The following is a 26843-nucleotide window of genomic DNA, read 5'->3' as shown; positions in this document are numbered from 1 at the left end:
CCGTGGCTCGGCGCAGGGTCGAGACGGCCTCGTCGCGACCGGAGCGGAAGCGCTTCTGCGCGCGCTGGAGCAGGTTCATCAGCCCGCCCTGGCTGAGCGTAAGCCCGAACAGATCCGACAGCGCCGCCTGCAACCGCTCGTAGGACAGCGCCTGGAAGGTCTTGAGATACGTTGCCACCGCATGCAGCCGCGGTCCGAAGGGCGTGCCACGCGCCGCCTCCGGAACCGGTGCGATCACGCGCGCCCCGCAGGTCGGGCACTGCACCGCCAGCCGTTGATGCTGGGTGACGACCGGTGCGACTTCCGGCAGCTCGATCCGTTCGGAGACGCTGACAACCTCGACGGGAAGGTCCCCGTGCAGTCCGCCGCCGCAGCACGCGCAGCGATCCGGGCGATGCGCGACGACGGCATCGGGATCCTCGCTCATCACGCGGCTGTGGCCCTCGTGGCCAGGCTTCGCCCCGCCTGGTTTGGCCTGTGCGCGCCGCTCCTTGCGATCCGTTGCCGGCGGCTTCGAAGACGTGCGTGACGTCTTTTCCGGGCGCTGCATCCGCAGCACCAGCTCGATCAGCTCCTCGCGGCTCAGCCGCTCAAGATCGCTTCGGCCCATCCCACGAGGGAATCAGCGAAACCCGACCCGCGCAAGGGGGTGGGTAATTACGATGGCGCTGCATGCAGCGGCCGATCACCTTGCCTTCCAGCACGTCCAGGGCGGCAAACAGGGTCGTCGTGCCGTGGCGCTTGTAATCGTGGGTGCGCGTCGTCGGCTGGCCCGGCTTCATCGGCAACGGCTCCTGCGTGCGGGCGAGCGCCTGGATCTGGCTCTTCTCGTCGACCGAGAGGACGACAGCATGAGCAGGCGGGTCGACGTAGAGCCCGACGACATCGCGCAGTTTGGCGGCGAAGGCCGGGTCGGTGGAGAGCCCGAACTGCCGGACCCGATGCGGCTGTAGGCCATGCCCCCGCCAGATCCGCTGCACCGACCAGACGCTGATGGCCGCGGCCTTGCTCATGGCAGCGGCCGTCCAATGCGTGGTCTCGCCGGCTGGTTCTCCTTGCGTCAGAGCCACCACGCGCGCTGTCACATCCGGCCCCACCGGCGGGATGCGCGCCGGTCGCGTTCTTGTCCCGAAGAAGCCCGTCGACGCCCTCCTGCGCGAAACGGTCCTGCCAGCGCCAGACTACGGTCTTGGACACGCCCGCCTCACGCATGATCGCATGCGTCCCCAGCCCATCGGCGCTTAGCAGCACGATACGGGCGCGCCAGACGTGCTTCTGCGACGTGTTTCGATCCGCGACGAGTGCTTCGAGCCGAAGGCGATCCGAGGTGGAGAGCGTGAAAGAGATGCCACTGCGCATCCCGCCAGACTCGCAGGATGGCCTCAAACCGAAAACCCACACGGACTCAACTGTCAGGGATCAACCACTAGCGTCGTCGCGATCCTGGCCCGCACCTAGAGTGTGCACTTTACATAGATTGGAACGGCTGCTGATCTAATTTTAGGAAAGATCATGACAATAAACATGACGGAGAGTGTACTCAAGAATGAAATCTTTGGCCTCCGCTCATTCGTGCAGGTAGCGATCGCATTGTTTGGTCACGCAATAGAAAGTTAGTAACAAGAATGTCCGCGACTTTTTATCGATCGGTGGGTCATCGCACCTACGATGTGGGAATACTTAACAGTCTCTACCTTGAAGCATACAGAGATATCCAGCCATGCAATTCAGAAAAGTCCTTCCCACGAAGTACATTATCATCGATCGCACTAAAGTATGCCTGCCGGATTGCGCTTGCCGGCACCGAACCACCAATTTTCCCATTTAACTTAAGTAGTTTATATATAATATCAAATAGATCATTGGAATTTACACAATTTCGTATGTCACTATGAATCATGCCTACATATTCTTGCACCTGGGAGCAAAGTTCTGCAGCCCCCTGCAATGTACAATTGAAATATGCTCTTAAATACGATAGATTATCAAACACTGCTATTTTGTTTTGTAACTTTATGTGGTCTGCAACGTTTGGCGCTGCAACTGGATTTTTAAGATTAGCCGAATAATATCTTGCGCAAAATGCAAATTTGAGCGTTTGAATAATAAAATCCCACTTGGCACTATCTATTACATATCCATAGCCTTTGAGAAAAAAGCCTTGCAACCACCCGATTTCAAGCGAATGAACCGGTAGGTTTGCAAATTTAGTCTGAGTTAGGCAACCGTTTCTATCTGACAGACTTGTAAAAATTGCAAAATCGCCATCGATCACGCACTTGATGTTTGCACAGTTCGCCCGATTAGACGCCACCGAAAGCGCAACGAGTCTCAGCTTATTGCCACCTAAGAAACTTGTTCCTTCAGATGTGTCGTATTCTATTTGGTCAGAAGATCTGAAATCTATGTTTGGTGGATATCCAGAAGCGTGCTGTATCACACGGGCATCGCTTACCCCTTCAAAAAATAGATGACCGGTTTCCCGGGAAATTTTCGCAATTGTAACCCATTCAGCTACTGTTCTTTTTAGCATAATCTACGAAACCAATTCAAACGAGTTATCAACATACCTCGTAATGATTTCTATCGAATGCGATGCAAGTATGTACTGTGTCTCGCCGCCCGCAGACAAGCTTGCTAGCGACCCTGCTATAAGGCGCTGCCATTTGTAGTTAAGTGATAACTCCGGTTCATCAATCAAAATAATTGTTTTCTTTGATCTAGCGATCACCGCTGAGCACAATAGAAAAACAAGCTGTTTCTCGCCTGACGAAAGATCATCAAGCTCAATCTCTCCATCTTCGTCATATATATTTAAGCCGGACGGAACCCCGCAATTGACAATTTTATTTTTAAGGTATTTTGCAAGCTCGCTTTCAAAAGTGGTTATAACCGAATGTATCTGCTCAAGAGCCGATATCCTGCGACGTATTGAGTCTAGGAATGGGCCGAGTACTGCTTCTATACTGCCTTTTTTTGTTTTCGGGGCAGATGTATAGATCTGAGCAAATTCATTATAAGGATAATTCGATAGGAGCCCATGCTTGATATACGACTTACTTTTTTCTTTTAGTTCCTCCAGTTGATCGAGCACATTCACTGTTGTCGGAGCTGCTGTTTGGCCGCGGCGATCTCGACCTATAGATTTAGCGATCTCAAGATAAACCGATGCAGCATTTTGGTCTCCAGCTGCCCCTTGTTGGTAGGCTTCAACCCGGAACCGTTGGTTGAGCGCATCAACGACCTGCGGCAATGGAAATTGTAAATCTTTATCCCTTCTAACAATTCCATGTTGAAAATGAATTGTTTCATGTGCATGTAGGCTCAATGCTTCTGCTTCGGTTTCTTCTAGATACATAGGGCCGAGATAGCTATCATCAATAAACGAATATGTAGAAAGTACATTACGATTATGATCTACAAATAGAAGATCAAAATTTAATTCGCGCAAACCTCTCTCCAGCATAGTTATTGCGGGCTGATCTCTGACTTTTATGTCATTTTCGGCAATAATATCGTATTCCGAGCGTCTATCTAATGTGTGAATTTCAAACTTAAAACTGCCCTGGAGATTTTCTTTCGATACCTTAACGTAGCCCCCGTCCGTAAAATCTATACGGAACTCAATAAAAGGTGTTTTGGCAATTATACTGCGAAGGCCAGCGTTTGTTTGCCAGGAGAGGCAAGCATATATTAGCTTAAGTATTGTAGTTTTACCTGTACCGTTGTCACCATACATAACCGCTATGCGATTCAAATCAGCAGAATTGCGGATCGGTATGTTGGGATAGTTGAGTTTGCCGAATAAATTGCGCACTCGAAGATTCGATATCGAGACAGCTTTATGATTTGGTTGACGTTGCCTGCGAGGTCGAAGTGTAAGTGCATTGACTGATACCATTAGCGATTCCCATCCCTGCTGCGTTTAAGTACGAAGCGCTCGCCAGCCGCAAAGTATGAGCTTCGGCAAACTCACTCCAACATTCAAGTTTGGCATATTCTCATAGCGTAAGCTATCGCGCCGACGACCCCAACGGTCTTGCCCGCCTCAATTTCAATTAGCCTAGCAGAAAGGTCGGTAACGCAAAAACCCAGCCGCTTTGCCCAGCGCGGGGTGGCCTGCCCCTATTCGGTGGTCTGGGCTTGGAGTTAGTGCATCGCCGGTCGTATGACGATGGCCGGACGAGCGGACCGCACTGATCCGATCGGTTTGGTTGGCTAGATGACGACCTCTGGCGCAGATGGGTGGTAGCCGAGCGACGAATGCGGTCGGAGGGTGCTGCAGTACCTTCGCCACAGCTCGATCACGACGCTAGCTTCCTTGAAGGTGTAGAATACCTCTCCGTTGGGAAGTTCGTCGCGCAGCTTCGCGTTGAAGCTCTCGCAGAACTGCGTCTGTTCACGCTGCCCTAGAGAGGTCGGCGACGACGTCGATACCGCGCTGGAACGGGGCCTGCGCGGCAAGCGCGTGATGCACGGCAGCCGCAAGTAGCTCCATTGCAGCGGCGGCTGGCATGTCTCCCGTAAGGGCGTTCCAGGCGTCGAACATCTGCTGCTGATAGGCGATCGTCAGGGCCGGAACGGCATCGGTCAAAGCTGACCTTCCGGGCTTCTGCAATGGGTCGAAGGAGCCCATTGCCATGTGACACGCAGGTGTTACACATAGCGCTGTGCGGTCTGCGCTAAGTTGCTGTTTCCGTTTGATTTTAGTTTGATAGGTCACTGTCCTGCCGGGCCCACCACTCCCTTCCGACGGCGTTGGATTCAGCAAGCCACCGCGAAATCGGAGCTTTTTCGCGCGCCGTCCCACGGACAGGTCGCACGGCTCGGCGGGTTCGGTGCGCCGTTACACGAACAGGGGGCGTCGAAGCGGGCGCCGCGACTTCCGGATGCAGATGCCGACCGGGATGGCTACGCGATCTTGCCCATCAACGCGATCGTCCAGCACTCCGGCATCCTGGGTTCGTCGGCGGCGGTAATGTGATCTGGATCGACCGTGCCGCGGGCACGCCCGTGGCCGGCTCGGACTCCGCGCGAGGATTGCGGTGGCCGGGTCACTCAAGGCCGCGCCGCCTCAGGCGAAGTGCTTCGACAGCTTCAGCCCTTGCGCCTGGTAGTTCGAGCCGGCGCCGGCGCCGTAGAGCATCCGCGGCACCGCCTCCATGCGCTCGTAGACGAGGCGGCCGACGATCTGACCGTCCTCGAGCAGGAACGGCACGTCGCGCGAGCGCACCTCCAGCACCGCGCGCGCGCCGGTGCCGCCGGCGCCGGCATAGCCGAAGCCGGGATCGAAGAAGCCGGCGTAGTGGACCCGGAACTCGCCCACCAGCGGGTCGAACGGGACCATCTCGGCGGCGTGGTCGGGCGGCACCTGCACCGATTCCTTCGAGGCCAGGATGTAGAACTGGCCGGGATCGAGGATCAGCGAGCCCGAGCCGTCGGCCGGCAGCGGCTCCCAGAACTCGGCCGCCGCGTGGCGCCCGGGGGCGTCCACGTCCACGAGGCCGGTATGGCGCTTGGCCCGGTAGCCGATGAGCCCGTCGAAGCCGGCGAGGTCCACGGAGACGGCGACGCCGCCGTGGAAGGACGGCGCCGCCGCGGTGACGAGCGGCGAGCGCGCGTGCAGCGCGACGAGTTCGTCGTCGCGCAGCCGCACCGTGCCGCGGCGGAAGCGGATCTGCGACAGGCGCGAGCCGGTGCGGACCAGGACCGGGAAGGTGCGCGGCGAGATCTCGGCGTAGAGCGGCCCGCGATAGCCGGCCTCGACCTGGTCGAACGCCTCCGCCCGGTCGGTGATGACGCGGGTGAACACGTCGATCCGCCCGGTCGAGCTCTTCGGGTTGGCCGCCGCCGCGAGGGTCTCGGGCAGGGCCAGGGATTCCTGCAGCTCGGCGATGTAGACGCAGCCGGTCTCCAGCACCGCGCCGGGCCGCAGGTCGATCTCGTGGAACGAAAGGCGCGCGACGCAGGCCGAGACCGCGCGGGACGCGCCTGGCAGGAAGCTGGTGCGCACGCGCCAGGCCCGCGCCCCGAGGCGCAGGTCGAGGCTCGCGGGCTGGATCTGGTCGGCGGCGAAGGGGGAAGCCGTCAGGATGCCGCCCGCCTGCGCCAGGGCGGCGATGCCCTCGGCCGACAGGATGCCGTCGCGCGGCGCTCCGGGTGCCGCCGCGGCGCCCTGCCCCGCAGAAGAAGCGTTCCCGGCTGAAGGGCTTGTCCCGGCAACCGGGCTCGGCGTCGTGCTCATGTCTCTCGCGCGCCCCGTCCGGCCGTCACCATCGGTCGTTTTCGGGCAAAGCGCCTAACGCCGGCTTAAAGGAGGCTCGGCCGGCGCCGGGCGCGGCTCGCCCGGTTCCTCGCCGGGCAGGGCGAGGACGATCCGGATCAGGGCGAGCCGGGCCAGCGCGCCGATCGCGATCAGGCCGGCGAGCGCGCTCGCGAGCACCGGGACCGCGCGAGGGAACAGCAGCAACGCGGCCCCGCCGGCGAGGAGGCCGAGGGCGCCGCCGACGCCGAGCACCAGGGAGGGCAGGCCGGAAAGCCGCGGATCGGGGCCTGTCCGTCTCGCGATCCGGGCCGCCGCGATCCGGGCCCCGCCGTCGAGGATCAGCGCCGCCGCGAGCGCCGCCGCGGGGGGCAGGTTCGTGCCGGGATCGCGCCAGGCGAGGAAGCCCGCGACCGCCAGGAGCGCCGTCCAGGCGGCGCCGTGCGCGAGCGCGGGCAGCGAGGGCCGCGCGCCCCCGAACCGCCTCGGGCGGCCCGTCAAACCCTCGACCATGCCGGCCCTGCCCCTGCCGCCGCCGCGACGTACTTCACCGCGATTGACGGGAATTCTCCCGGCAACTACCACGATGAAAGTCGCATCGAAAAGCGGCTTCGAGCCGTCTAGACCCGAGCTAGACCGAACTCGGTCGCCGCTGAAGAGGGCAATTAGGGACGATGTACAAGGCCGAGACGCGCGGAATCAGCGTGACCGTCAATCCGCGCTTCGTCGAGGAGGAATCCTCGCCGGGCGAAAGCCGGTACTTCTTCGCCTACACCGTCGAGATCGTGAACAACGGCGCCGAGCAGGTGCAGCTCCGCTCGCGCCATTGGCGCATCATCGACGGGCGCGGCGACTGCCAGGAGGTGCGTGGCGCCGGCGTCGTCGGCAAGCAGCCGGTGCTGGAGCCGGGCGAGTCGTTCTGCTACACCAGCGGCTGCCCGCTCACCACGCCGGACGGGCTGATGGCCGGCAGCTACACCATGGCCACGGTCGCGGGCGAGAGCTTCGAGGCCGAGATCCCGGCCTTCTCCCTCGACAGCCCGCATATCCGCCGCAGCCTGCACTGATCGGTTTCGGGCCGGCGCCCGGGGCCGGCCGCCCAAGGACACGACCGATGCCCGGTTCCGGCGAGCGGATGACCCCGCTCGACATCCTCGCCCACCTCGTCGCCTTCGACACCGAGAGTTCCAAGCCGAACCTCGCCCTGATCGACTGGGTCGCCGCCTACCTCGACGGCTGGGGCGTCCCCTATTCCCGCATCCCGAACGCCGCCGGCGACCGCGCCGCGCTCTTCGCCACGATCGGCCCGCCGGTCGACGGCGGCGTCGTGCTGTCGGGGCACACCGACGTCGTCCCCGTCGTAGGCCAAGCCTGGACCGCCGACCCGTTCACCCTGCGCGTGGCCGACGGCCGGGCCTACGGTCGCGGCGCGGTGGACATGAAGGGCTTCTGCGCCACCGCCCTCGCCTTGGTGCCGGACTACCTCGCCGCCGACCTGAAACGGCCGATCCACATCCTGCTGTCCTACGACGAGGAGACCACCTGCCTCGGCGTGATGGATGCGATCGCCCGCTTCGGCCTCGACCTGCCGCGGCCGGGCGCGGTGATCGTCGGCGAGCCGACCGACCTCGAGGTCGCCGACGCGCACAAGAGCATCGTCACCTTCCACACCACGGTGCACGGCCACGAGGCGCATTCGGCCAAGCCGATGCTGGGCGCCAACGCCGTGATGGCGGCCTGCGACCTCGTCTCCGGGCTCAACGCCATCGCCGACCGGATGATCGCGCGCGGCGACGCGTCGGGCCGGTTCGATCCGCCCGCCACCACCGTGCATGTCGGCACGATCCACGGCGGCACCGCCCGCAACATCCTGCCGAAGGAATGCGCCTTCCACTGGGAGTTCCGCGGCCTGCCCGACCTCGACATGGCCGAGATCCCGCGCCTGTTCCAGGCCAAGGCCGAGGCGGTGACCCGCGAGCGCCTGAACCGCTACGGCCCCTTCGGCCGGATCGAGACCGTCGAGGAGATCGCGATCCCCGGCCTCCTGCCCGATCCGGGCTCGGAGGCCGAGCGGCTGGCGCTGCGGATGGCCAACCGCAACCGCACCGTGTCGATGCCCTACGCCACGGAAGCCGGTCGCTTCCAGCAGGCGGGCATCCCGACGGTGGTCTGCGGGCCGGGCTCGATCGACCAGGCGCACCAGCCCGACGAGTTCATCACCCTGGCGGCGCTGAGGGACGGGGAGGCGTTCCTGCGCCGGCTGATCGAGGCCTGCGCCGCATGAACGAGACCGTTCCCGACAGGGTCAAGCTCCGCCCGCTGGAGCGCGAGGACCTGATGTTCGTGCATCAGCTCAACAACAACGACAGCATCATGCGCTACTGGTTCGAGGAGGCCTACGAGTCCTTCGCCGAGCTGGCGCAGCTCTACGAGCGCAACATCCACAACCAGACCGAGCGGCGCTTCATCATCGCGACGCTGCACGGCCAGCCGGCGGGCCTCGTCGAGCTCGTCGAGATCAACCACCTGCACCGGCGCTGCGAGTTCCAGATCGCGATCCACCCCGGGTTCCAGGGCCGGGGCTTCGCCCGCCAGGCGACCCGGATCGCGATGGACTACGCCTTCAGCGTGCTCAACATCCACAAGCTCTACCTGCACGTCGACAAGGACAACGCCCGCGCTGTGCGGATCTACGAGAGCTGCGGCTTCCGGCCCGAGGGCATCCTGCGGGACGAGTTCTTCATGAACGGCCGCTACCGGGACGCCGTGCGGATGTGCCTGTTCCAGCCGGAATACCTGGCCGGCCGCCATGCCGTCGACATCGCCGAGCCGGTGCTCAGGAACTGACGGCGCAACGGAACGGGGAGGCGGCGTCGCCCCCTCCCCGCTCGTGAGGCGAGCCGATCAGTTGCGACCGTCGCGCCCACCGCCGCGGGTGCCCGGGGTGCCGCGCTCGGACGCGCCGCCGGTCATGCCAGCATCGCGCCCGCCCTGACCGCTCATCTGGCCGCCCATCTGGCGGCCACCGTCACGGCCGCCCGTGCGCTCGGAGGCGTTGCGGATGCCGCCCTTGTCCTGGCCGCCCCGCAGGTCTTGGCCAGCCCGCAGGTCCTGGCCGCCCCGCAAGTCCTGGCCGTTGCGCCCGCCCTGGCCGCCCCGCAGGTCGGCGTTGCGCTCGGATCCCCGGTCGGCGTTGCGCTCGCCCGCGTTGCGGCGGTCGGCGTTGCGGAAGCCGCGGTCGTCGCGGGTCTCGGTCCGGGCGGAGCGGGTCCGCACGTCGATGCGGTCCCGACCGCGGAAGTCGGCCGCGACGCGGCCGCCGCGGCGCTCGGTCGTGGTCACGCTGAGGCGGCGGTACTCGGGCGATCCGTAGAGCACCCGCTGCCCGCGGATGGTCACGTAGCGCACGCGCGGCCCGGATTCGCGGACGGTCACGAGGCGACGGTACTCGGGCGAGCCGTAGAGGACGCGGTGGCCGCGGATGGTGACGGTGCGGACCCGCGTGCCGCCCCGGCGCTCGACGGTGACGAGCCGGCGGTACTCGGGCGAGCCGTAGACCACGCGCTGGCCGCCGACGAACACGAACCGTCCTTCCCGGCGGAAGCCGCCGCCGGCCCGCTCGGAGCGGATGTCGGTGCGGGTCTCCCGGCGCTCGCTGCGCGTGTCGCGCTCGGCGCGGTCGCGGCGCATCCCGTCGCGGTTGCCGCCGCGAGCTTCCACCCGATCCGCGTCGCGGCGGTCTTCGCGGCCGGCCGCCTGACGGTCGGCGCCTTGCCGATCAGACCCTTGGCGGTCGGCGCCCTGACGATCGACGCCTTGGCGGTCGGCCCGTCCGGCCTGCATCCCGTTCTCGCGGCCTCCGGCCCCGTTCCCGGCGGCGGTGTTCCGGCTCTCACCCCGCGTCTCCGACATCCGGCCGCCGGCCGTCGCGCCGGCGCCGCCCGTGTTGCCGCCCGCCTTGCCGCCTGCATCCATCGATCCGGTATTCGCGCGGCCCGTCCCGGCGCCGGCCGCGTTTCCGGCCGCGCCCTGGGCGTAGACGGACGTGCTGAACAGCAGGGCTGCGAGCCCGATGGCGACTCTTTTCATGATGCTTCCTCCGGCGTTCTTGCGACGTTGTTGGAAGCATCGAAACGCCGAAGGTTCGAAAACCGTTTCATCGCCGGAGACTGATTTTTAGAAATCGATGTTCAGTCTATCCGTGGATCAAGCTTGGCCGTGAACCGGACAGGGTTCGGTTCTACTGCTTCGGCGTCTCGGCCACCTCCGCCTCGACCTCGGCCGGGTCGAGGTCGTAGCGGCGCGAGCAGAACTCGCAGGTGATCACGACGCGGCCGTCGTCGGCGATCATCTCGCGGCGTTCCTCGGGCGAGAACGAGCGGATCATGCCCATCACCCGCTCGCGCGAGCAGCGGCACTGCTCGTGCACGCCTTGCGCGTCGAATACCCGCACGCCGCGCTCGTGGAACAGCCGGTAGAGCAGCCGCTCGCTCGAGACCGCCGGGTCGACGAGCTCGTGGTCCTCCACGGTGCCGACGAGGGCGCGCGCCTCGACCCAGGCGTCGTCCTCCCGGGTGCCGTGCTCGTCGAGGTGGACGCGGCCCTCCGGGATGTCGCCCGGCGGCAGGTCGGCGAGCCGCGCCCGGTCGATCGATTGGGGGAGGAACTGCACCAGCAGCCCGCCGGCGCGCCAGCGGCTCTGCCCGTCCTCGAAGGCTTCGGCCACGGCGAGCCGCACCTCGGTCGGGATCTGCTCGGACTGGCGGAAGTACTGGTGCGCGGCCTCCTCCAGGCTCTGTCCCTCCAGCGCGACGACGCCCTGGTAGCGGCTGGCGGCCGAGCCCTGGTCGATGGTCATGGCCAGATGCCCCTGCCCGATCAGCTCGGCGGCCTTGTGCGGGCCGGCGCCGAGGGCGGCGATGGCCTCCGCCTCGAACCGCGCGGTGGCGCGCAGGCGGTCGGGCGCCTCGAAGTCGACGACGATCATCCCGACCGGGCCGTCGGTCTTGGTCTGGAGCTGGAACCGGCCCTCGAACTTCAGGGACGAGCCGAGGAGCACGGTCAGCGCCGCCGCCTCGCCGAGCAGGCGCGCCACCGCATCCGGGTAGCCGTGCCGCCGCAGGATCGTGTCGACGGAGGGCCCGAGCCGGACGACGCGCCCGCGCACGTCGAGCGCCTCGACCGCGAACGGCAGCACGCAGTCGTCGGCGCCGTCGTGACCGTTGCCTTCGTTGATCGGGGTTGTGTCGTGTCCGGCGGTCATGGTCTCAACTCGGTCCTGGAAGCGGTCGGCCTGCACGTATTTGGCCTGCAAGCGTTCGGCTTGGAAGCGTTCGGCTTGGAAGCGTTCGGGTCGTCATCGTCCGCCGGTCAGCGCGCCGATCGGCAGGAACAGGGTGCGCGAGCGGTCGGGGAATTCGAGGAACTCCGCCTGCCTGCGGTAGAATGCGAGCGCCTGGTCGTCGAGCGCATGGATCAGGACGGCGCCGATCCCGATCACGTCGGCCGCGTTGGCGATCCGGCGCAGCGCATCGGCCAGGAGGTCGGCCCCGAGCCCACGGCCGGCCCAACGCTGGTCCACGGCCAGCCGGCCTAGGATCGAGACCGGGATCGGCTCCGGCGCGTTGCGTCGAATCCGCCCCGGGGCATCCTCCCGCGCGACCGTCCCCGCGGAGATGCAGTAATACCCCACCACCGCGCCGTCCGCACAGACCACATAAGTCCGGGCGAACCGGCCCTCGCTGCGGCGTGCCTGCCGCTTCAGCCAATCGTCGAGCACCGGTCGGCCGCAGGAGAATCCATCCAGGGCGTGCTCCGGACCCAGGGGAACCGGCGGCCCGATCAGCGCTCCCAGGCGGGATTCCTCCCCATGAGCGCGCTCAGCCTCGGCCTTTCGGCCGGCGGTGCGTCGAGGGCCGCGACGAACGCGGCATGGCGCGCGTCGTCGAGGACGAACAGGCGCTGATCGAGCAGCACGTCGATGGCGTGATGGCGCGCGGTGTCGATCATGAACTCGGTCCGCGTCTTGCCGAGCACCGAGGCGGCGTCGTCGATCAGGTCCCGCGTCTCGGCTTCGATGCGCAGGTTGATCGTCGTCCCGCGCCGCGCCGGGACGTTGCTCAGGCCGTCGATGCTCAAGGCGGTCGCCTTCTACGTCTCGTCGGGGGCGTCTTGGAGCCTGAACGTATACACGATGTTCATACGGTCAAGGCCCGCGACCCGTCCGGCCGCTGCGTCCGATCGGCCGCCCGTTCGCGACCCGCTACAGGCCGTTCGCCCGCATGCACCACGCCAGGATGCCCTTCTGGGCGTGGAGGCGGTTCTCCGCCTCGTCGAACACCACCGATTGCGGGCCGTCCATCACCTCGGCGGTGACCTCCTCGCCGCGATGGGCGGGCAGGCAGTGCATGAACACCGCGTCCTTGGCGGCGGCCCGCATCAGCGCGCCGTTCACCTGATAGGGGTTGAGCAGGTTGTGGCGGTGAGCCTCGTCCTCGTCGCCCATCGAGACCCAGCAATCGGTCACGACCGCGTCGGCGCCCTCGACCGCGGCGAAGGCGTCGGCGGTGACGTTGACGCGGGCGCCCTCGGCGCGTGCCCAGGCCATCAGCGCCGGCGGCGGCGCCAGCTCGGGCGGGCAGGCGACGTTGAGGGTGAAGTCGAAGCGCGCGGCCGCGTGCGCCCAGCTCGTCAGCACGTTGTTGGCGTCGCCCGACCAGGCCACCGTGCGGCCCTGGATCGGCCCGCGATGCTCCTCGAAGGTCAGCACGTCGGCCATGATCTGGCACGGATGCGAGAGCTTGGTCAGCGCGTTGATCACCGGCACCGTGGCGTTTTCGGCCAGCTCCAGCATCAGCGCGTGATCCAGGATGCGGATCATGATCGCGTCGACGAAGCGGGAGAGCACCTGCGCGGTGTCGCCGATGGTCTCGCCGCGGCCGAGCTGCATCTCGGAGCCCGTTAGCATCAACGTCTCGCCGCCGAGCTCGCGCATCGCCACGTCGAAGGAGACGCGGGTGCGGGTCGAAGGTCGGTCGAACACCATCGCGAGGTTCTTGCCGGCGAGCGGGCGGTCGGCGGCGACTTCGCCCTTGCGGCGGCGCCCCTTGATCGCGGCCGCGGCGTCGAGCACCCGGCGGAGGTCGGCGCCGGAGAAGTCCGACAGGTCGAGGAAGTGGCGGGGCGCGCTCGCGCCGGTCGTGGGGCCGCTGGTCCGGCCGTTCAGGGGGGCAGTCATCTCAACACATCATGTCCGGGTTCGGTCGGCGGCTCCGCCTTCGGGAGCCGGGATCAGCATCACGTCGGCATCACTCGGCGGCTCCGCGCATCGCGGCCGTGAACGCCGCCGCCGTGACTTCGAGGCGTGCGACCGCCTCGGAGACGTCGGCCTCGGTGACAATCAGCGGCGGCAGCAGGCGGACCACGTTGTCGCCCGCCGGGATCACCAGCAGGTGCTCGGCGCGGGCGGCCGCAGCGAACTCGGTGTTGGGCACGGCGAGCTTGAGCCCGAGCATCAGCCCCTCGCCGCGGATCTCGGTGACGACGTGTGGGTAGCGGTCGGGCAGCGCCCCGAGCTTCTGCTTCAGGACCAGCGCGACGCGCTGGACGTGGTCGAGGAAGCCGTCGCCCAGCACCACGTCGAGCACGGCGTTGCCGACGGCCATGGCGAGCGGGTTGCCGCCGAAGGTGGTGCCGTGGCTGCCGGCGACCATGCCGCGGGCGGCCTCGCGGGTCGCCAGGCACAGGCCCAGCGGGAAGCCGCCGCCGATGCCCTTGGCCGCGCTCATGATGTCGGGCGCGGCGCCGGACCACTCGTGCGCGAACAGGCGGCCGGTGCGGCCGACGCCGGTCTGGACCTCGTCCATGATCAGCATCAGGCCGTGCTCGTCGCAGAGCGCGCGCAGGCCCCGCAGGCATTGCGGCGGCACCGGGCGGACGCCGCCCTCCCCCTGGATCGGCTCGATCATCACGGCCGCCGTCTCGGGGCCGATCGCGGCGCGCAGCGCCTCGTGGTCGCCGAAGGGCACCTGGTCGAACCCGTCGACCTTCGGGCCGAAGCCCTCGATGTACTTCTGCTGGCCGCCGGCGGCCAGCGTCGCCAGCGTGCGCCCGTGGAACGCGCCCTCGAAGGTGATGATGCGGTAGCGCTCGGGGTGCCCGCCGGCGGCGTGGTACTTCCGCGCCATCTTGATCGCGGCCTCGTTGGCCTCGGCGCCCGAATTGCAGAAGAACGCCACGTCGGCGAAGCTCGCGTCGACCAGACGCTGCCCGAGGCGCTCGCCGTCGGGGATCTCGAACAGGTTCGAGGTGTGCCAGAGCTTCTGCGCCTGGGTGGTCAGGGCCTCGACGAGGTGCGGGTGGGCGTGGCCCAGCGCGTTCACCGCGATGCCGGCGCCGAAATCGAGGTATCGCTCGCCCCCGCGCGCCACCAGCCATGCGCCCTCGCCACGCTCGAAGGCGATGGGGGCCCGGGCATAGGTCGGCAGAAGGGCGGATGTCACGATCCCGTCTCCGTGTCGGCGGGCCGGGTGAAGACCCGGCGTTGTCAGGCTGCGTGCAGGACCCGTGCCCTGCGTGCAAAAACGAAAGTGCCGCCTCGTCACCGGGGCGGCACGCGCGCGATTACTAAGAAACGCGGCCGCGCTGTCAATGAGAGGGCCGGGTGTCGTGGCGGACATGCCTGTAAAACGGGCGTCGTTTGCCGGCTCGACTCCACGATGCCTCCGAGAAGGGCCTTGCGTGCCGGCCGCGGCCCATGCTCCAGAGCCGGTGCATCGCCGAGAACGGACACGCGGAGCCCTTTCATGAGCACGGTCAAGGAACGCCTCGAGAGCCTCGGGCTCACCCTGCCGAAGGCGGCGGCGCCGGTCGCGAACTACGTGCCCTTCGTGCGCAGCGGCAACCTCGTGGTGGTTTCGGGCCAGATCTGCTTCGGGGCGGACGGCAAGCTCGGCGCGGGCCATGTCGGCAAGCTCGGCGCCGAGGTCTCGGCCGAGGACGGGATCGCCGCGGCCAGGCTCTGCGCGCTCAACGTGCTGGCGCAGGTCGAGGCGGCGGTGGGCGACCTCGAGCGCGGGGTCGTGCAATGCGTCCGGCTCGGCGGCTTCATCAATTGCGTGCCGAGCTTCTCCGGCATCGCCGGCATCATGAACGGCGCCTCCGACCTGATGGTCGCGGTGCTCGGCGACCGCGGCCGTCACGCCCGCTCCACGGTCGGGGTCGCGGAACTGCCCCTCGACGCCGCCGTCGAGGTCGAGGCGATGTTCGAGGTGCGGTGATGGAACTCGGCTGGCTCGTCGCGCGGCCGATCGCCCATCGCGGCCTGCACGACCGCGCGGCGGGCCGGCCCGAGAACACGATCGCCGCCGCGCGCGCGGCGATCGCGGGCAACTACGCCATCGAGTGCGACGTGCAGATCAGCGCCGACGGCGAGGCGATGGTCTTCCACGACGCGGCCCTGGGGCGGCTGGCGGGCGTCGCCGACCCCGTCGCCGCGATGCGGGCCGCCGACCTTCGCGGCCTCGCGGTCGCGGGCACGACTGAGACGATCCCGACGCTGCCGGACTTCCTCGCCGAGATCGCCGGGCGGACCCCGCTCGTCGTCGAGATCAAGTCGTCCACTACCGGCGACCTGACCCTGACCCGCCGCGTCGCGGAGGTGCTGAGCGCCTACGCCGGGCCGGTCGCGGTGAAGTCCTTCGATCCGGAGGTGGTCGCGGCCTTGCGCGGCCTGGTGCCCGACGCGGTCCCGCGCGGCATCGTCGGCGAGACGAACCAGGACGACCCGGCCTACGCCGCCCTCACCGATTCGGCACGCCGCCGGCTCTCGGACCTGCTGCACATCGAGGAGACCCGGCCCGACTTCGTGTCCTGGCGGGTCGACGACCTGCCCTGCGCCGCGACGCACCTCGCCCGCGTGCTCGGGCACCTGCCGGTGATGGCCTGGACGGTGCGCACCGAGGCCCAGCGCCGCCTCGCACAGGCGCATGCCGACCAGATGGTGTTCGAGGGGTTTTCGGCCTGAACGCCCGGCTCCGGCCTTAGGCGGCCTCGCGCGGAAGCGGCTTGATCAGCGCCAGGGCGTCACCCGCCCGCGCTGCTGCGACCTCGATGTCGTAGCGGATCTGCAGGCCGAGCCAGAGCTGCGCCGAGGTCCCGAAATAGCGTCCGAGCCGGAGCGCGGTGTCGGCGGTGATCCCGATCTCCTCGCGGACGATCCGTTCGATCCGCGTGCGGGGGACGCCGCAGGCCTTCGCCACCGCGTAGGGCGTCAGGCCGAGGGGAACCAGAAACTCCTCGCGCAGCACCTCGCCGGGGTGAAGCGGCGGCAGCGTCTCCAAGGCGGCGATCTCCAAGCCGTCATTCATCGACGGGTCCTCAGTGATAATCGACGATTTCGACATCCGCCGGGCCATGTTCGGTCCAGCGGAAGCAGATTCGATACTGGTCGTCGATCCGGATCGCATGCTGTCCGATGCGGTCATGGGTCAGAGGGTGAAGCCGATCGCCGGGCGGCGCTCGCAAGTCGTTCAGGTCGGCCGCCCGATCGAGGACGGCGAGCGTGCGTCGCGCCGCGGGAAAGATCGTGGCGGGGAACCCCTTCGGCCGGCTGCCGCGATGGACCGCCTCGGTCACGCGATCTGCGAAGCTCTGGATCAGAGCCGGCCCCCTGGTGCATCCTACCTCAGGATAACGCACAGGATGGTATCACTGAGTGTTACCAAGAGGTAAGCGAGCCGCCCTGCCCCCCGCTGCGACGGCGGGATGCGCGGCGCCGCCTTGTCCCCCCTGCCCTTCGGGCTAGATTGTCGCCATGGAAAAACCCGGCGCTCCGCACGAGCCTGAGACCTCCGAGACCGTCCTCAAGGTCCGCGCGCTGGCCGGCCTGAAGGAGATCGGGGCGGCGGCCTGGGACGCCTGCGCCACCTCGGCCGAGACGCTGGGCGCGGGCGACGAGACCCACAACCCCTTCGTCAGCCACGCCTTCCTTTCGGCGCTGGAGGATTCCGGCTGCGTCTCGCGGCGGACCGGCTGGTTGCCGCTGCACGTGGCGGTCGAGCGCGACGACGCACTGCTCGGGGTCGTGCCGTGCTATCTGAAGTCCCACAGCCAGGGCGAATACATCTTCGACCACGGCTGGGCCGACGCCTTCGAGCGGGCCGGCGGGAGCTACTATCCGAAGCTGCAGGTGAGCGTGCCGTTCACCCCCGTCACCGGTCCGCGCTTCCTGATCGCGCCCGGCGCCGACGTGGACGTCGCGACTTCCGCCCTGGTGGCGGGCCTCAGGGCGCTGCGGTCCGAGACCAAGGCCTCCTCGATCCACGTCACCTTCATGCAGGAGCCGGAATGGGAGCGGGCGGGTGCGGCCGGCTTCCTCCAGCGCACCGACCAGCAGTTCCATTGGGAGAACGCCGGCTACGCGACCTTCGACGACTTCCTCGCCGCGCTCGCCTCGCGCAAGCGCAAGAGCATCAAGCGCGAGCGGCGCGACGCGTTGTCCTCCGGCATCACGATCGAGCACCTGACCGGGGCCGACCTCACCGAGGCGCATTGGGACGCCTTCTACGAATTCTACACCGACACCGGCGCGCGCAAATGGGGCCGGCCCTACCTCAACCGGCGCTTCTTCACGCTCCTGTCCGAGCGGATGCCGGAGCGCGTCCTGCTGATCTTGGCCAAGCGCGAGGGCCGCTACGTCGCCGGCGCGATCAACCTGATCGGCGACGTCGCCCTCTACGGCCGGAACTGGGGCTGCATCGAGGAGCACCCGTTCCTGCATTTCGAGGTCTGCTACTACCAGGCGATCGACTTCGCGATCGCGCGGGGCCTGAAGCGGGTCGAGGCCGGGGCGCAGGGCGAGCACAAGCTCGCGCGCGGCTACCGGCCGGTGCTGACGCACTCCGCGCACGACATCGCCGACCCTTCGTTGCGTCGCGCGGTGGCCGACTACTTGCAGCGCGAGCGCGCCCATGTCGAAGCCATGGTGGACGAACTCGACACCCTGACGCCGTTCCGACGGTCCAGCCCGGAAGAGTCTTGAAGCGCATGAGTCCGATCGATCGCATCACCACCTACGCCGACGAGTTGACGGCGCTCCGCCGCGACCTCCACGCCCATCCCGAGATCGGCTTCGAGGAGGTGCGCACCTCCGGCATCGTCGCCGACCTGCTCGAAGGCTTCGGCATCGAGGTCCACCGCAACGTCGGCGGCACCGGCGTCGTCGGCATCCTGAAGGGCCGCAGCGACAACGGCCGCCGCATCGGCCTGCGCGCCGACATGGACGCCCTGCCGATCGAGGAGGAGACCAACCTCCCCTACCGCTCGACCATCCCCGGCAAGATGCACGCCTGCGGGCATGACGGCCACACCACCATGCTCGTCGGCGCCGCCCGCTACCTCGCCGAGACCCGCGACTTCGACGGCACGGCGGTGTTCGTGTTCCAGCCCGCCGAAGAGGGCCTGGGCGGCGCCCGCGCCATGCTCGCCGACGGGCTGTTCACGCGCTTCCCCTGCGACGAGATCTACGGCCTGCACAACCAGCCGAGCGGCCCGCACGGGACGATCAAGCTGCGGCCCGGCCCGATCATGGCGGCGGCCGACTTCTTCGACATCCACGTCAAGGGCCGCGGCATCCACGCGGCGCAGCCCCACAGCGGCATCGACCCGATCGTGGTCGCCACCGCCCTCGCCCAGGCGCTGCAGTCGATCGTCTCGCGCAACGCCGACCCGCTGAAGTCGATCGTGCTGTCGATCACCCGGTTCGAGGCCGGCTCGGCCTACAACGTCATCCCCGACACCGCGCACATGGCCGGCACGATCCGCACCTTCGATCGCGACTTGCGCAAGCTCGCGGGCGACCGGATGCGGGAACTCGCCAAGGGCTACGGCGCGGCCTACGGCGCCGAGATCACGGTCGACATCCAGGACAAGTTCTCGGTGCTGGAGAACGCCGCCGACCAGACGCAAGCTGCGATCGAGACCGCGACCGAGCTGTTCGGACCCGAGCGGGTCGACCTGAACTCGAGCCCGAAGATGGGCAGCGAGGACTTCGCCGACATGGCGATGGCGGTGCCGGGCGCCTACGCCTGGATCGGCGCCTCGCCCGGGGCCGGCCTGCACAACCCGAGCTACAATTTCGACGACACGATCATCCCGATCGGCGCCGCCTTCCTCGCCCGCCTCGTCGAGCGGCGGACCGCGGCCTGATGGCGACGCTGTTCGATTTCACCCCGAAGGCCGCCGACGGCACCCCGCATCCGCTGGCCCAATATCGCGGCAAGGTCGTGCTCGTCGTCAACACCGCCTCGAAATGCGGGTTCACCCCGCAATACGAGGGGCTGGAGGCCTTGTGGAAGACGCATCGCGAGGCCGGGCTCGTGGTGCTCGGGTTCCCCTGCAACCAGTTCGGCGCGCAGGAGCCGGGAAACGCCACCGAGATCGCCCAGTTCTGCAGCCTGACCTACGACGTGAGCTTCCCGCTGCTGGCGAAGGTCGAGGTCAACGGGGCTGGCGCCGACCCGGTCTACCAGCATCTCAAGGGCGAGAAGCCGGGCCTCCTCGGCACGGCCGGCATCAAGTGGAACTTCACGAAGTTCCTCGTCGGCCGCGACGGCCGTGTGGTCGGCCGCTATCCGCCGACCGCCAAGCCCGCCTCCCTCGAGCGCGACATCGCCGCCGCGCTGGCCGCCTGAGACGCTTGCGCGCCGCAACGGCCTCGGCCGTTGCGATGCGCCTCAGGCCTTTCGGAAGGTGCTCTCGCCGGTGGCGCGCGCCTTGCCGCCGTGTTCCTCTGGTCGCCGGAAAATGGCGCTCGGCGGATGGTGAGGCGGCAGGTTCGTGAAAGATTCGTCCACCGACGCAGGGCTCGATCGCATCGACCTGAAGATCCTGCGCCTGCTTCAGGCGGACGGGCGGATGGGCAACGCCGAGATCGCCAAGCGCGTGAACACCAGCGCGGCGACCTGCCACCGCCGGACGCAGCGGCTGTTCGCCGACGGTTACGTCACGTCGGTCCGCGCCGAGGTCGCGCCGAGCAAGGTCGGCCTCGGCGCCCTGGTGATCGTCGGCGTGGTGCTCGACCGCTCGACGCCGGAGAGCTTCGCGGCCTTCGAGGCGGCGGCCCGCGCGATGCCGACGGTGCTCGACTGCCACCTGGTGGCGGGCGACTTCGACTACTTCCTGAAGATCCGGGTGCGCGACATGGCGGACTTCAACCGCCTGCACAGCAGCACCCTGATCGCGCTTCCCGGCGTGCGCCAGACGCGGACGTTCTTCGTGATGAAGGAGGTCGTCGACAACGCGCCGCTGGCCCTGTGACGCGGTGCGGACGTCCGCACCGCCGCCGGCCGGGGCCGCGTCAGGGCGCCCGGCAATTCATCGCGTCGGCGGCCTCGACGACGCTCAAGGCGCGCCGCCGGACCTCGAGCGTGACCTTCGGTTGCTCCGACACCGCCGTCGCCTCCCGCTTCAACGCCTGGTCGCAGGCGCACGAGCGGTGCCCGGCCGCATCGTAGCAGGCGTCGTGGCGTTGGCAGGCGGCGTCGAGGGCGTCGGTCGGCGGCAGGTCGACGCCGCGCTGGCCCGCGCCGCAATAGTTGCCGTGAAACAGCGCCTTGCCCGTGAGCACGTTCGCGAGGTCGCCTTTCGGCGGGGACGGCTCTTCCGCCCTACCGCCCGGGTTGAGGTCGTTCGCCGGGCCGCCGGACTTGCTCGCGGATCCGCGCAGCGCCTTGGGGATGCCCGATTGCGCGTCGGGCTCTCCGAGCCCTTCCCCGGTGCGGGAGTTCGGATTGGACAGGTCCGGCAAGGGCGGCGGCGGTCCCGGCCTCACGGCCTCGGTGTCTGCCGAGTCCGGCGCCTCCTCGACCGTCTGCGCCACGGCACCTTGAGCCAGGCACCCAGCCAAAAATAGGGACAGGGCGATCGCAATCCGAATTCTCAAATTCGTCTCCCCTGGAACCAGGCGAAGTCGTCGATCATCGCGGCCCGCCCGATCGAATTCGGACGTGACGGAACGGCCCCGGCATCGCGGCCTTTGCAATCGACGATGGTCCTTCCCGAAGCGTGGGTAGAACGCCGACCCAATACGGCGAAGGCGGCGAAAGCGTTCCAAAGGGTCCGTCGCCAAGCCGCCGCGCCGCCACCTCGGAGAGGGCAGTCGCGGTCGATCGACGGCGACGACCGACGAGGGTGAGGTGCTGCGCGCCCGACCGGACCCGCATCTCGAACGACGCGATGAACGGTCTCCAGCCCGGCACCGGTCGCGCGACCAGGCCGCCGCGATCCAGCCGACCGGAATACCGCTCAGCCGGCGCGAGCCGCGAGGATCAACGATGATGAAATCTGGGAACGTCGAGTCTCAACCCGCTGTCACGGCAGCCTTATCGACGCCGGACCTTGCCGTGTGGACATCCACCAGGAAAGCCTGGTGGAGCTGAGCGGGATCGAACCGCTGACCTCCGCAGTGCGATTGCGGCGCTCTCCCATCTGAGCTACAGCCCCATAAGCGTAAAAGGCCATATAAATCAACCTATTACGTCATCAGACTAACGGTAACCCTAGGTTAAAGCAAGCCACCCTGGACCCCGAAATTCATGCTCGTTGTGACACCAGTGTGACAAGCTTGGCCGACTTTCAGGACGTTCTTGATGGCCGATGGCGTTGGTGAGGCTGTAGAACTCCGACGTATTGAGCCTCTCTAACGCTGATCACCACAATAAACAAGAAATCATCGTCTTTTCAAAGACTTAGGCCTCTAGCCTACCGTGGGCCGACCGTAGGAACAATGGCCAGAAAGGCGTCGTGGAAGGCCGCTTTTGATGCCCACTGTGACAGGAAGTGTGACAGGAATTGCGATGCGTTCTTTCCGACGACGATCAGATATCTTCAGAGCATTAAACTAATTTCTGATTTTTGGATCATATTTATTTTTCTTTAAGATAGGTATGGGCGAGCATTATAGAGTTTTTACCAACAATACATCACCCATCATGTTTTATAAAGCTATGCGAACGCAATTTAGTTTCGACAGAGGAATCCATTAATCCACATCTAAGTCAGGTGACGCTGGATCTTGGAAGTAAGCAAGCTCTGCTTCTCGCGTGATTTCGTATTTATAGACGCCCCCAAATTGCTCGCGAGTAACAAGAACTCTCTCAGCTAAATTGCGTCCGCGCCTACCAACAAGTTGACCGGAACAATCCAGTTCAGCCGCAATTTCCGAAGCGACCATAATTCTATTTTCATAGTGCAGAGTATATAAAATGCCCAATTCTGTTTCTGGCAGCAAAAGGCCAACATTTACTTCCTTCAATAAATCTTCGTATTTCCTAGACAAGTTGACGACATGACAGACTCCCTTTTGACATGCCGGGCACATCATATGCATAAGCTTGAGCGCAGGAAGCATCGGCTCATCATACAGCCGCTCGCAATTATCACATCGTATTTCTTGATTTTCGACGATATAAGATCGCATCAAAGAATTATAATCGAAGGATCGATCCACAAAGAAAAGTCTATCTTCTCTTCGATCAATGGGTCGGCCGAAGCCAATTTGATACTTGGAACATAGCCCGTGATTTAGAGCGTAGACAGAGACACGGGTTCCACCGCGATCCGACATTTCGAAGTATTTCGTAACGAAGAAGTTCAACTCAAGTGAAGTAAGAAGCCGGTCAAAATCATTTGATACATAAAAATGACTTGAGAAGCTACGGGATCTTGAACCGGTGGTCGGACGAGATCTATCTTCCTGCCTCAAACCACGCGATTTACCAACTATTTTTTCTAGCAGCTCTTTGAGAGAATAAATTGATGAGCGTTCGTGAAAGGAATTTCTGTATTTTGCCGACTCAAAAAATGGTGATATTTTTTCTTCATAATACCTTTGTGACGCTTCCTGTATTGCCTGAATACCTATTTTAGATTCATAGAGTAAATGGGACTCGTAAGCGTAAATCATAATATGGCCAAGAATACGGGGATTAGCCATAGTGGCGTTAAATAAAGTTTTCCACATAACATCAGATGACGCAAAATATTCATCGGCATCGCAACGACAGTAGTGAGATATTCTTCTCTGAACCACTCTTTTAACAAAGTCCGTGGCTTTATCCTCCATCTTGTTTACACCATTAGATCCGTAAAGGTCATAGGTATCAAGATGGAATTCTTCCACTTTCGTCTTGTCGAGAGATCCTAAATATACTCTTCCGGGATAAGCGGCTATCTTAAATTTTATAAATTCAGACCACCGCGTAAGTGGGGAAATCAAGCTGTCGACAAGTAAGGTCATGGCATCTTGTGGTAACTCAGAGAAATCATCAAGAAATATATATAAATACTTAATGCCTATTGATTCCAAAATTTGTTTAAGCTCTTTGACAATATCGTTTATGCCTACGATACGCATAAGCACTTCCGCGTAATTTTTTTCGGATGAAGCGTCATCCGTAAGATCGCGTTCTAAGCCAAGCTTAGCGGAGCCGCCAATCTTTTCTACAGAAGCTGATAGTTCAGCGCTAACTTCATTTTTGATGTTATCTTTGTGACTTTTTACAGCTTTGACTTCGACTCGAAGTGCAGCCGCAACATTTTCATATTTAGGCTTATCAAGATTTGCTATAATACGATCTAAACCCGCAAAAACCTCCGCGGCTGTTCCACTAACTCTCTCGCGAAGTTTAGATAGAAAACTCTGCTCTACTTGAGCTTTTAATTCGTCTCTTATGTCGCCTATGAGCATTCTGATAAATCTATTGTATAACAGTAGTTTTTTTACATGTTCAGCCTCCATGGCCTCATGTAAGCCATCAAGTTTGTCCGTATTGATTGAGTCGACCTGAGATGCTTCATAGACATTTCTAATGTCCATGTATGTTGATATAATATTCGATTTATGTTTTCGAATTTCATGCTGTGTTCGTTGAAATACGGTCGATTTCCCCGTTCCCTTTCGGCCAATTAATATCGTAGTATTATTTACAAGCATAGTCTTAAATGCTTGCTCATTCGGCAAAGGATCCACATACAGTTTTTCAATTAAGCTTCGATCTTTGTCGTCGCTTAGTTCCGCTCTGCTATAAAGTTTCAACGACGATGCGGCTTTCCTAAAATTATCTAACTGTTTCTCAGTAAAATTATCAGCCATTATTTGTCCCAATCGATAATTTAACAAACATTAATTAATAGTTGTGACGTCACTTTATCGTATTTTTGTGGCGAGGGAGGTTGATGTTCAGACGTCTTTTTTTTGCCTTTGGTGCAAGCACACGCTGATTACGATAATCACCATCGGGGCCGAGACTTCAAGCCCATGTTTCTCCCTCAAGCAGCTTGGCCTTGAAATGCGAAAATCGCAGCGACGATGCCTTTTTATAGCTGAGTTAAGTGTAGCAGAGAGCCGTTGCCGGATCACATCAGGGTGCACCCTGATGTTGCGTCACATGGGTAGACGCATCCGAGTCACCGGTCCGAGACACCACCCCACTTGAACGAACTGTATTTTTTGACTCGACTTATAAGTTCCGAGACACCATAGTGATTGGGTCTAGAACCAAACGAGACAGATCCCTATGGCTTTCTATGGGTATGCGCGCGTCAGCAGTTCTTCCCAATCCCTGACGATCCAGCAAAAGGCTTTGAGGGCAGCCGGGTGCGAAGTGGTCCGCGCCGAGACGCACACTGGCACGAAGGTCGAAGGCCGCACAGAGTTAGAGACGCTGCTTCAATTCGCGAGGCCAGGGGACCGGATCGTCGTCACCCGTATCGACAGGCTTGCGCGTTCCGTCAGTGACCTTTGCACCATCGTAAAGCGGATGGAGGCCGTTGGTGTGGCGTTGGTGGCCTTGGAACAGCCTATCGACACGTCCACAGCGGCCGGGCGGTGTTTCCTACAGATGCTCGGGGTCTTTGCGGAATTCGAGACCGCCATCCGATACGAGCGTCAAATGGCAGGCGTAGCGGCAGCGCGTCACAAAGGCGTCTACAAGGGTCGTAAGCCGTCCATCGATGCAGAGCGTGTCAGAGCGTTAGCGGCATTGGGCATGGGTGGAACTGCCATATCGAGGGAACTGAACGTATCGCGGGCTTCCGTCTACCGGCTGCTTGGCGAGGCAAAGACCGTCCAGATTGCCTCAGTGGTATCAAAGCAGCAGCCTTCAGCCGATCCTCTGAACCATCGGTCTGAGCCAGTGCAATAGTGAAGCGGCTTTTTGTGACAGATCTCTAGAAAAACTGAATTATATGATAAATTTTAAATTTTAGTTCGCACTATACCAGATCCATAAATCTTTATTCATTCGGTTATGCTTTCCCTATTCGATCTCAATATTTCAGAATATCTTTCTTTCTGATCACGCGTTCCTTCGCATGCAAGCTCTCGTACTGGGTCTATTGTTTTTAAGTTTTTTTCTGCGAACTCTAAATCCTCTGTATTCATTTTGTCATCGACGGCAATATCTTTGATGGTTTCAAAATTCTGACCTTTAATTGAGGTTTGAAGTTTTATACGATATACTTTTCTATCTTTGACATAATAACCACCTTTGTACCTCACTCCGTTTCTATTTTTTTGTTATTTCTAATACCCCTGTTCCAGGCTGACTAGGACACTTAAGGTTTATTTGATGAAATTTACGTTTGAATTTATCTTCTTCTGTTTCATTTTCCGCATCATTGCGAGATACAATCTCAGATGCGGGCAGAAAGTAGAATTGGTCAGGCTATAACTTAATTGATGCAAATTTATACGGGCTAGAAGTGCCATGTATATAATATGAATTGATTAATGTATAGGAAAAAATTAATAAAAAACTTACCATTTTTACCTCCACAAGCCCTAACAGAGATCAAATTGACCGCCAATGCTCGAGATCTTCGGGTCTTCGCTCGGCATGATCTAATATAGCCAGCACCAACCCAAGAGCTACGCTTCCACACTCGATCCAAGGTCCAGACTGCCCGTCTTTTTCAAGCCTGACTACTGTTCGCTTACTCAGAGCATGGACGGAGAAGCCGCACCCTGGAAGTAAATTGTTGAGCAGGCGCAAGGCATGGTCGTAGTTATTGACAAAGTCCAGCACGTTGATGCTGTGTGCCGTGATGTAATAGTGCAGCTTATATTCGGACGACCTCATTATCTGAACATGGCCGCGTGGGCCGACGAATATCGGTGGACCTACACCTTTGTCGTTGATCGTAATCTTCGCTGGACCGAGGCCCATCCGCGTGCCGTCAGACTCCGTGATGGTATGAAAGAGTGCGTCCACCAGTTCCCCGTTGGCTTCCGTCGCGCGCCACTGATACGCGTATTTATTGGTCAGGCGTTCGCGTAGCTGGCGAAGGCGTTCTGGATCAACCTGCCGAGGATCAGGTGGTATCTCCCTGAAACGCTTGTCCTTGAAATCGCCAATCATCGCCATGATCGCAGCGTGATCCTTCTCGAAGTTTTTGGTCGACGATGGGAGCTTGGATCTCCATCGCTTCAAGAAGCGCATCACGGGTTGCGGTGTCCGGTGTTGGGCAACGATCGTCGGCTCGTTCTGGTAGGTTCGGTCCAACCATTCATCGTCGCGAACGG

Annotated in this window: 28 protein-coding genes, 1 tRNA gene and 2 pseudogenes; 10 read left to right on the top strand and 21 right to left on the bottom strand. The window is 62.9% G+C overall.

Annotation, left to right across the window (positions count from 1 at the left end):
* The 8 genes and pseudogenes from MFF13_RS08510 to MFF13_RS08475 all read right to left on the bottom strand — a co-directional run.
* Nucleotides 1-610, bottom strand: a 610-nt coding sequence (locus MFF13_RS08510) for an IS66 family transposase zinc-finger binding domain-containing protein (protein WP_238271876.1), incomplete at its 3' end; no start/stop codon positions are given.
* A gap of 46 nt (nt 611-656) precedes the next feature.
* Nucleotides 657-1359 (bottom strand): annotated as a pseudogene (locus MFF13_RS08505) (IS630 family transposase); the annotation flags it as partial.
* 331 nt (nt 1360-1690) lie between these two features.
* Entirely contained in the window at nt 1691-2533 is an 843-nt protein-coding gene (locus tag MFF13_RS08500; RefSeq protein WP_238271867.1) for a hypothetical protein, read from the bottom strand.
* Between the two features lie 3 nt (nt 2534-2536).
* Entirely contained in the window at nt 2537-3817 is a 1281-nt protein-coding gene (locus tag MFF13_RS08495; RefSeq protein WP_238271865.1) for an AAA family ATPase, read from the bottom strand.
* A 332-nt stretch (nt 3818-4149) separates the two neighbouring features.
* Nucleotides 4150-4386 (bottom strand): annotated as a pseudogene (locus tag MFF13_RS08490) (integrase core domain-containing protein); the annotation flags it as partial.
* A gap of 13 nt (nt 4387-4399) precedes the next feature.
* Nucleotides 4400-4594 carry a hypothetical protein gene (locus MFF13_RS08485; RefSeq protein WP_238271878.1) on the bottom strand — a complete coding sequence of 65 codons (195 nt, stop codon included), beginning with the start codon at nt 4592-4594 and terminating at the stop codon, nt 4400-4402.
* A 480-nt stretch (nt 4595-5074) separates the two neighbouring features.
* Nucleotides 5075-6244, bottom strand: a complete 1170-nt coding sequence (locus MFF13_RS08480; protein WP_147751974.1) for a 2'-deoxycytidine 5'-triphosphate deaminase — start codon at nt 6242-6244, stop codon at nt 5075-5077.
* 54 nt (nt 6245-6298) lie between these two features.
* Nucleotides 6299-6775, bottom strand: a complete 477-nt coding sequence (locus MFF13_RS08475; protein ID WP_238271863.1) for a hypothetical protein — start codon at nt 6773-6775, stop codon at nt 6299-6301.
* Nucleotides 6776-6936: 161 nt separating this feature from the next.
* On the opposite strand from MFF13_RS08475, the gene apaG reads away from it, so the two are divergent.
* Genes apaG through speG form a run of 3 tightly spaced genes read left to right on the top strand, consistent with a single transcriptional unit; the run spans nt 6937 to nt 9109 of the window.
* Nucleotides 6937-7329: a Co2+/Mg2+ efflux facilitator ApaG/CorD gene (gene apaG / locus MFF13_RS08470; protein WP_147751976.1), complete on the top strand. Its 393-nt coding sequence runs from the start codon at nt 6937-6939 to the stop codon at nt 7327-7329.
* Nucleotides 7330-7376: 47 nt separating this feature from the next.
* On the top strand, nt 7377-8546 hold the full coding sequence (argE, locus tag MFF13_RS08465; protein WP_147751977.1) for an acetylornithine deacetylase: 1170 nt from the start codon (nt 7377-7379) through the stop codon (nt 8544-8546).
* Nucleotides 8543-9109: a spermidine N1-acetyltransferase gene (gene speG, locus MFF13_RS08460; protein ID WP_147751978.1), complete on the top strand. Its 567-nt coding sequence runs from the start codon at nt 8543-8545 to the stop codon at nt 9107-9109. Before argE ends, speG begins: the two co-directional genes overlap by 4 nt.
* 57 nt (nt 9110-9166) lie before the next feature.
* On the opposite strand, the gene MFF13_RS08455 is transcribed toward speG, so the two are convergent.
* The 6 genes from MFF13_RS08455 to MFF13_RS08430 all read right to left on the bottom strand — a co-directional run bounded on the left by MFF13_RS08455 (nt 9167) and on the right by MFF13_RS08430 (nt 14763).
* Nucleotides 9167-10351 carry a hypothetical protein gene (locus MFF13_RS08455; protein ID WP_147751979.1) on the bottom strand — a complete coding sequence of 395 codons (1185 nt, stop codon included), beginning with the start codon at nt 10349-10351 and terminating at the stop codon, nt 9167-9169.
* Nucleotides 10352-10502: 151 nt separating this feature from the next.
* A complete protein-coding gene (locus MFF13_RS08450) occupies nt 10503-11525 on the bottom strand; it encodes an Hsp33 family molecular chaperone (RefSeq protein ID WP_147751980.1) in 1023 nt (340 codons plus the stop codon).
* Between the two features lie 93 nt (nt 11526-11618).
* Nucleotides 11619-12041 carry a GNAT family N-acetyltransferase gene (locus MFF13_RS08445; protein WP_238271859.1) on the bottom strand — a complete coding sequence of 141 codons (423 nt, stop codon included), beginning with the start codon at nt 12039-12041 and terminating at the stop codon, nt 11619-11621.
* Between the two features lie 62 nt (nt 12042-12103).
* Entirely contained in the window at nt 12104-12400 is a 297-nt protein-coding gene (locus MFF13_RS08440) for a type II toxin-antitoxin system TacA family antitoxin (RefSeq protein ID WP_147751982.1), read from the bottom strand.
* 124 nt (nt 12401-12524) lie between these two features.
* Nucleotides 12525-13499 (bottom strand): ornithine carbamoyltransferase, encoded by a 975-nt coding sequence (gene argF, locus MFF13_RS08435; RefSeq protein ID WP_147751983.1) that lies wholly within the window; start codon nt 13497-13499, stop codon nt 12525-12527.
* Between the two features lie 70 nt (nt 13500-13569).
* Entirely contained in the window at nt 13570-14763 is a 1194-nt protein-coding gene (locus tag MFF13_RS08430; protein ID WP_147751984.1) for an aspartate aminotransferase family protein, read from the bottom strand.
* A 303-nt stretch (nt 14764-15066) separates the two neighbouring features.
* Between MFF13_RS08430 and MFF13_RS08425 the strand changes: the two genes are divergently transcribed.
* Nucleotides 15067-15540, top strand: a complete 474-nt coding sequence (locus MFF13_RS08425) for a RidA family protein (protein WP_147751985.1) — start codon at nt 15067-15069, stop codon at nt 15538-15540.
* Nucleotides 15540-16286, top strand: coding sequence for a glycerophosphodiester phosphodiesterase family protein (locus MFF13_RS08420; protein WP_147751986.1), 747 nt, complete (start codon nt 15540-15542; stop codon nt 16284-16286). Before MFF13_RS08425 ends, MFF13_RS08420 begins: the two co-directional genes overlap by 1 nt.
* 16 nt (nt 16287-16302) lie before the next feature.
* Here the strand turns inward: MFF13_RS08420 and MFF13_RS08415 are convergent, their stop codons facing one another.
* A complete protein-coding gene (locus MFF13_RS08415; RefSeq protein ID WP_147751987.1) occupies nt 16303-16629 on the bottom strand; it encodes a HigA family addiction module antitoxin in 327 nt (108 codons plus the stop codon).
* A gap of 10 nt (nt 16630-16639) precedes the next feature.
* Entirely contained in the window at nt 16640-16897 is a 258-nt protein-coding gene (locus MFF13_RS08410) for a type II toxin-antitoxin system RelE/ParE family toxin (RefSeq protein WP_306422419.1), read from the bottom strand.
* Nucleotides 16898-17075: 178 nt separating this feature from the next.
* Here MFF13_RS08410 and MFF13_RS08405 point away from each other — a divergent pair, with 178 nt between their 5' ends.
* The 4 genes from MFF13_RS08405 (at nt 17076) to MFF13_RS08390 (ending at nt 20578) form a co-directional block, all read left to right on the top strand.
* Nucleotides 17076-18302, top strand: coding sequence for a GNAT family N-acetyltransferase (locus MFF13_RS08405; RefSeq protein ID WP_238271857.1), 1227 nt, complete (start codon nt 17076-17078; stop codon nt 18300-18302).
* A gap of 5 nt (nt 18303-18307) precedes the next feature.
* On the top strand, nt 18308-19468 hold the full coding sequence (locus MFF13_RS08400; RefSeq protein WP_147751989.1) for a M20 aminoacylase family protein: 1161 nt from the start codon (nt 18308-18310) through the stop codon (nt 19466-19468).
* Nucleotides 19468-19953, top strand: coding sequence for a glutathione peroxidase (locus MFF13_RS08395; RefSeq protein WP_147751990.1), 486 nt, complete (start codon nt 19468-19470; stop codon nt 19951-19953). The genes MFF13_RS08400 and MFF13_RS08395 overlap by 1 nt, the downstream gene beginning before the upstream one ends.
* A 145-nt stretch (nt 19954-20098) precedes the next feature.
* The gene (locus MFF13_RS08390) at nt 20099-20578 is read left to right on the top strand and encodes an Lrp/AsnC family transcriptional regulator (RefSeq protein WP_147751991.1); all 480 of its coding nucleotides are present in this window, start codon (nt 20099-20101) and stop codon (nt 20576-20578) included.
* Between the two features lie 40 nt (nt 20579-20618).
* On the opposite strand, the gene MFF13_RS08385 is transcribed toward MFF13_RS08390, so the two are convergent.
* The 3 genes from MFF13_RS08385 to MFF13_RS08375 form a co-directional block, all read right to left on the bottom strand.
* The gene (locus MFF13_RS08385; RefSeq protein WP_238271855.1) at nt 20619-21140 is read right to left on the bottom strand and encodes a phospholipase A2 family protein; all 522 of its coding nucleotides are present in this window, start codon (nt 21138-21140) and stop codon (nt 20619-20621) included.
* Nucleotides 21141-21687: 547 nt separating this feature from the next.
* Nucleotides 21688-21763, bottom strand: a tRNA-Ala gene (locus tag MFF13_RS08380).
* A gap of 538 nt (nt 21764-22301) precedes the next feature.
* Nucleotides 22302-24413 carry a EutP/PduV family microcompartment system protein gene (locus MFF13_RS08375; protein WP_238271854.1) on the bottom strand — a complete coding sequence of 704 codons (2112 nt, stop codon included), beginning with the start codon at nt 24411-24413 and terminating at the stop codon, nt 22302-22304.
* Nucleotides 24414-24837: 424 nt separating this feature from the next.
* On the opposite strand from MFF13_RS08375, the gene MFF13_RS08370 reads away from it, so the two are divergent.
* Nucleotides 24838-25464: a recombinase family protein gene (locus MFF13_RS08370; protein WP_238271853.1), complete on the top strand. Its 627-nt coding sequence runs from the start codon at nt 24838-24840 to the stop codon at nt 25462-25464.
* A 95-nt stretch (nt 25465-25559) separates the two neighbouring features.
* Here MFF13_RS08370 and MFF13_RS08365 read toward each other — a convergent pair whose 3' ends face one another.
* Both MFF13_RS08365 and MFF13_RS08360 read right to left on the bottom strand, forming a co-directional pair.
* The gene (locus MFF13_RS08365; protein WP_238271852.1) at nt 25560-25820 is read right to left on the bottom strand and encodes a hypothetical protein; all 261 of its coding nucleotides are present in this window, start codon (nt 25818-25820) and stop codon (nt 25560-25562) included.
* 292 nt (nt 25821-26112) lie between these two features.
* Entirely contained in the window at nt 26113-26763 is a 651-nt protein-coding gene (locus MFF13_RS08360) for a hypothetical protein (RefSeq protein WP_238271851.1), read from the bottom strand.
* Between the last annotated feature and the right edge of the window lie 80 nt (nt 26764-26843).

The organism is Methylobacterium cerastii (genome assembly GCF_022179125.1).
Lineage (GTDB): Bacteria > Pseudomonadota > Alphaproteobacteria > Rhizobiales > Beijerinckiaceae > Methylobacterium > Methylobacterium cerastii.
The sequence above is the reverse complement of the archived record's forward strand: the minus strand, read 5'-3'. Positions and strand labels throughout refer to the sequence as shown.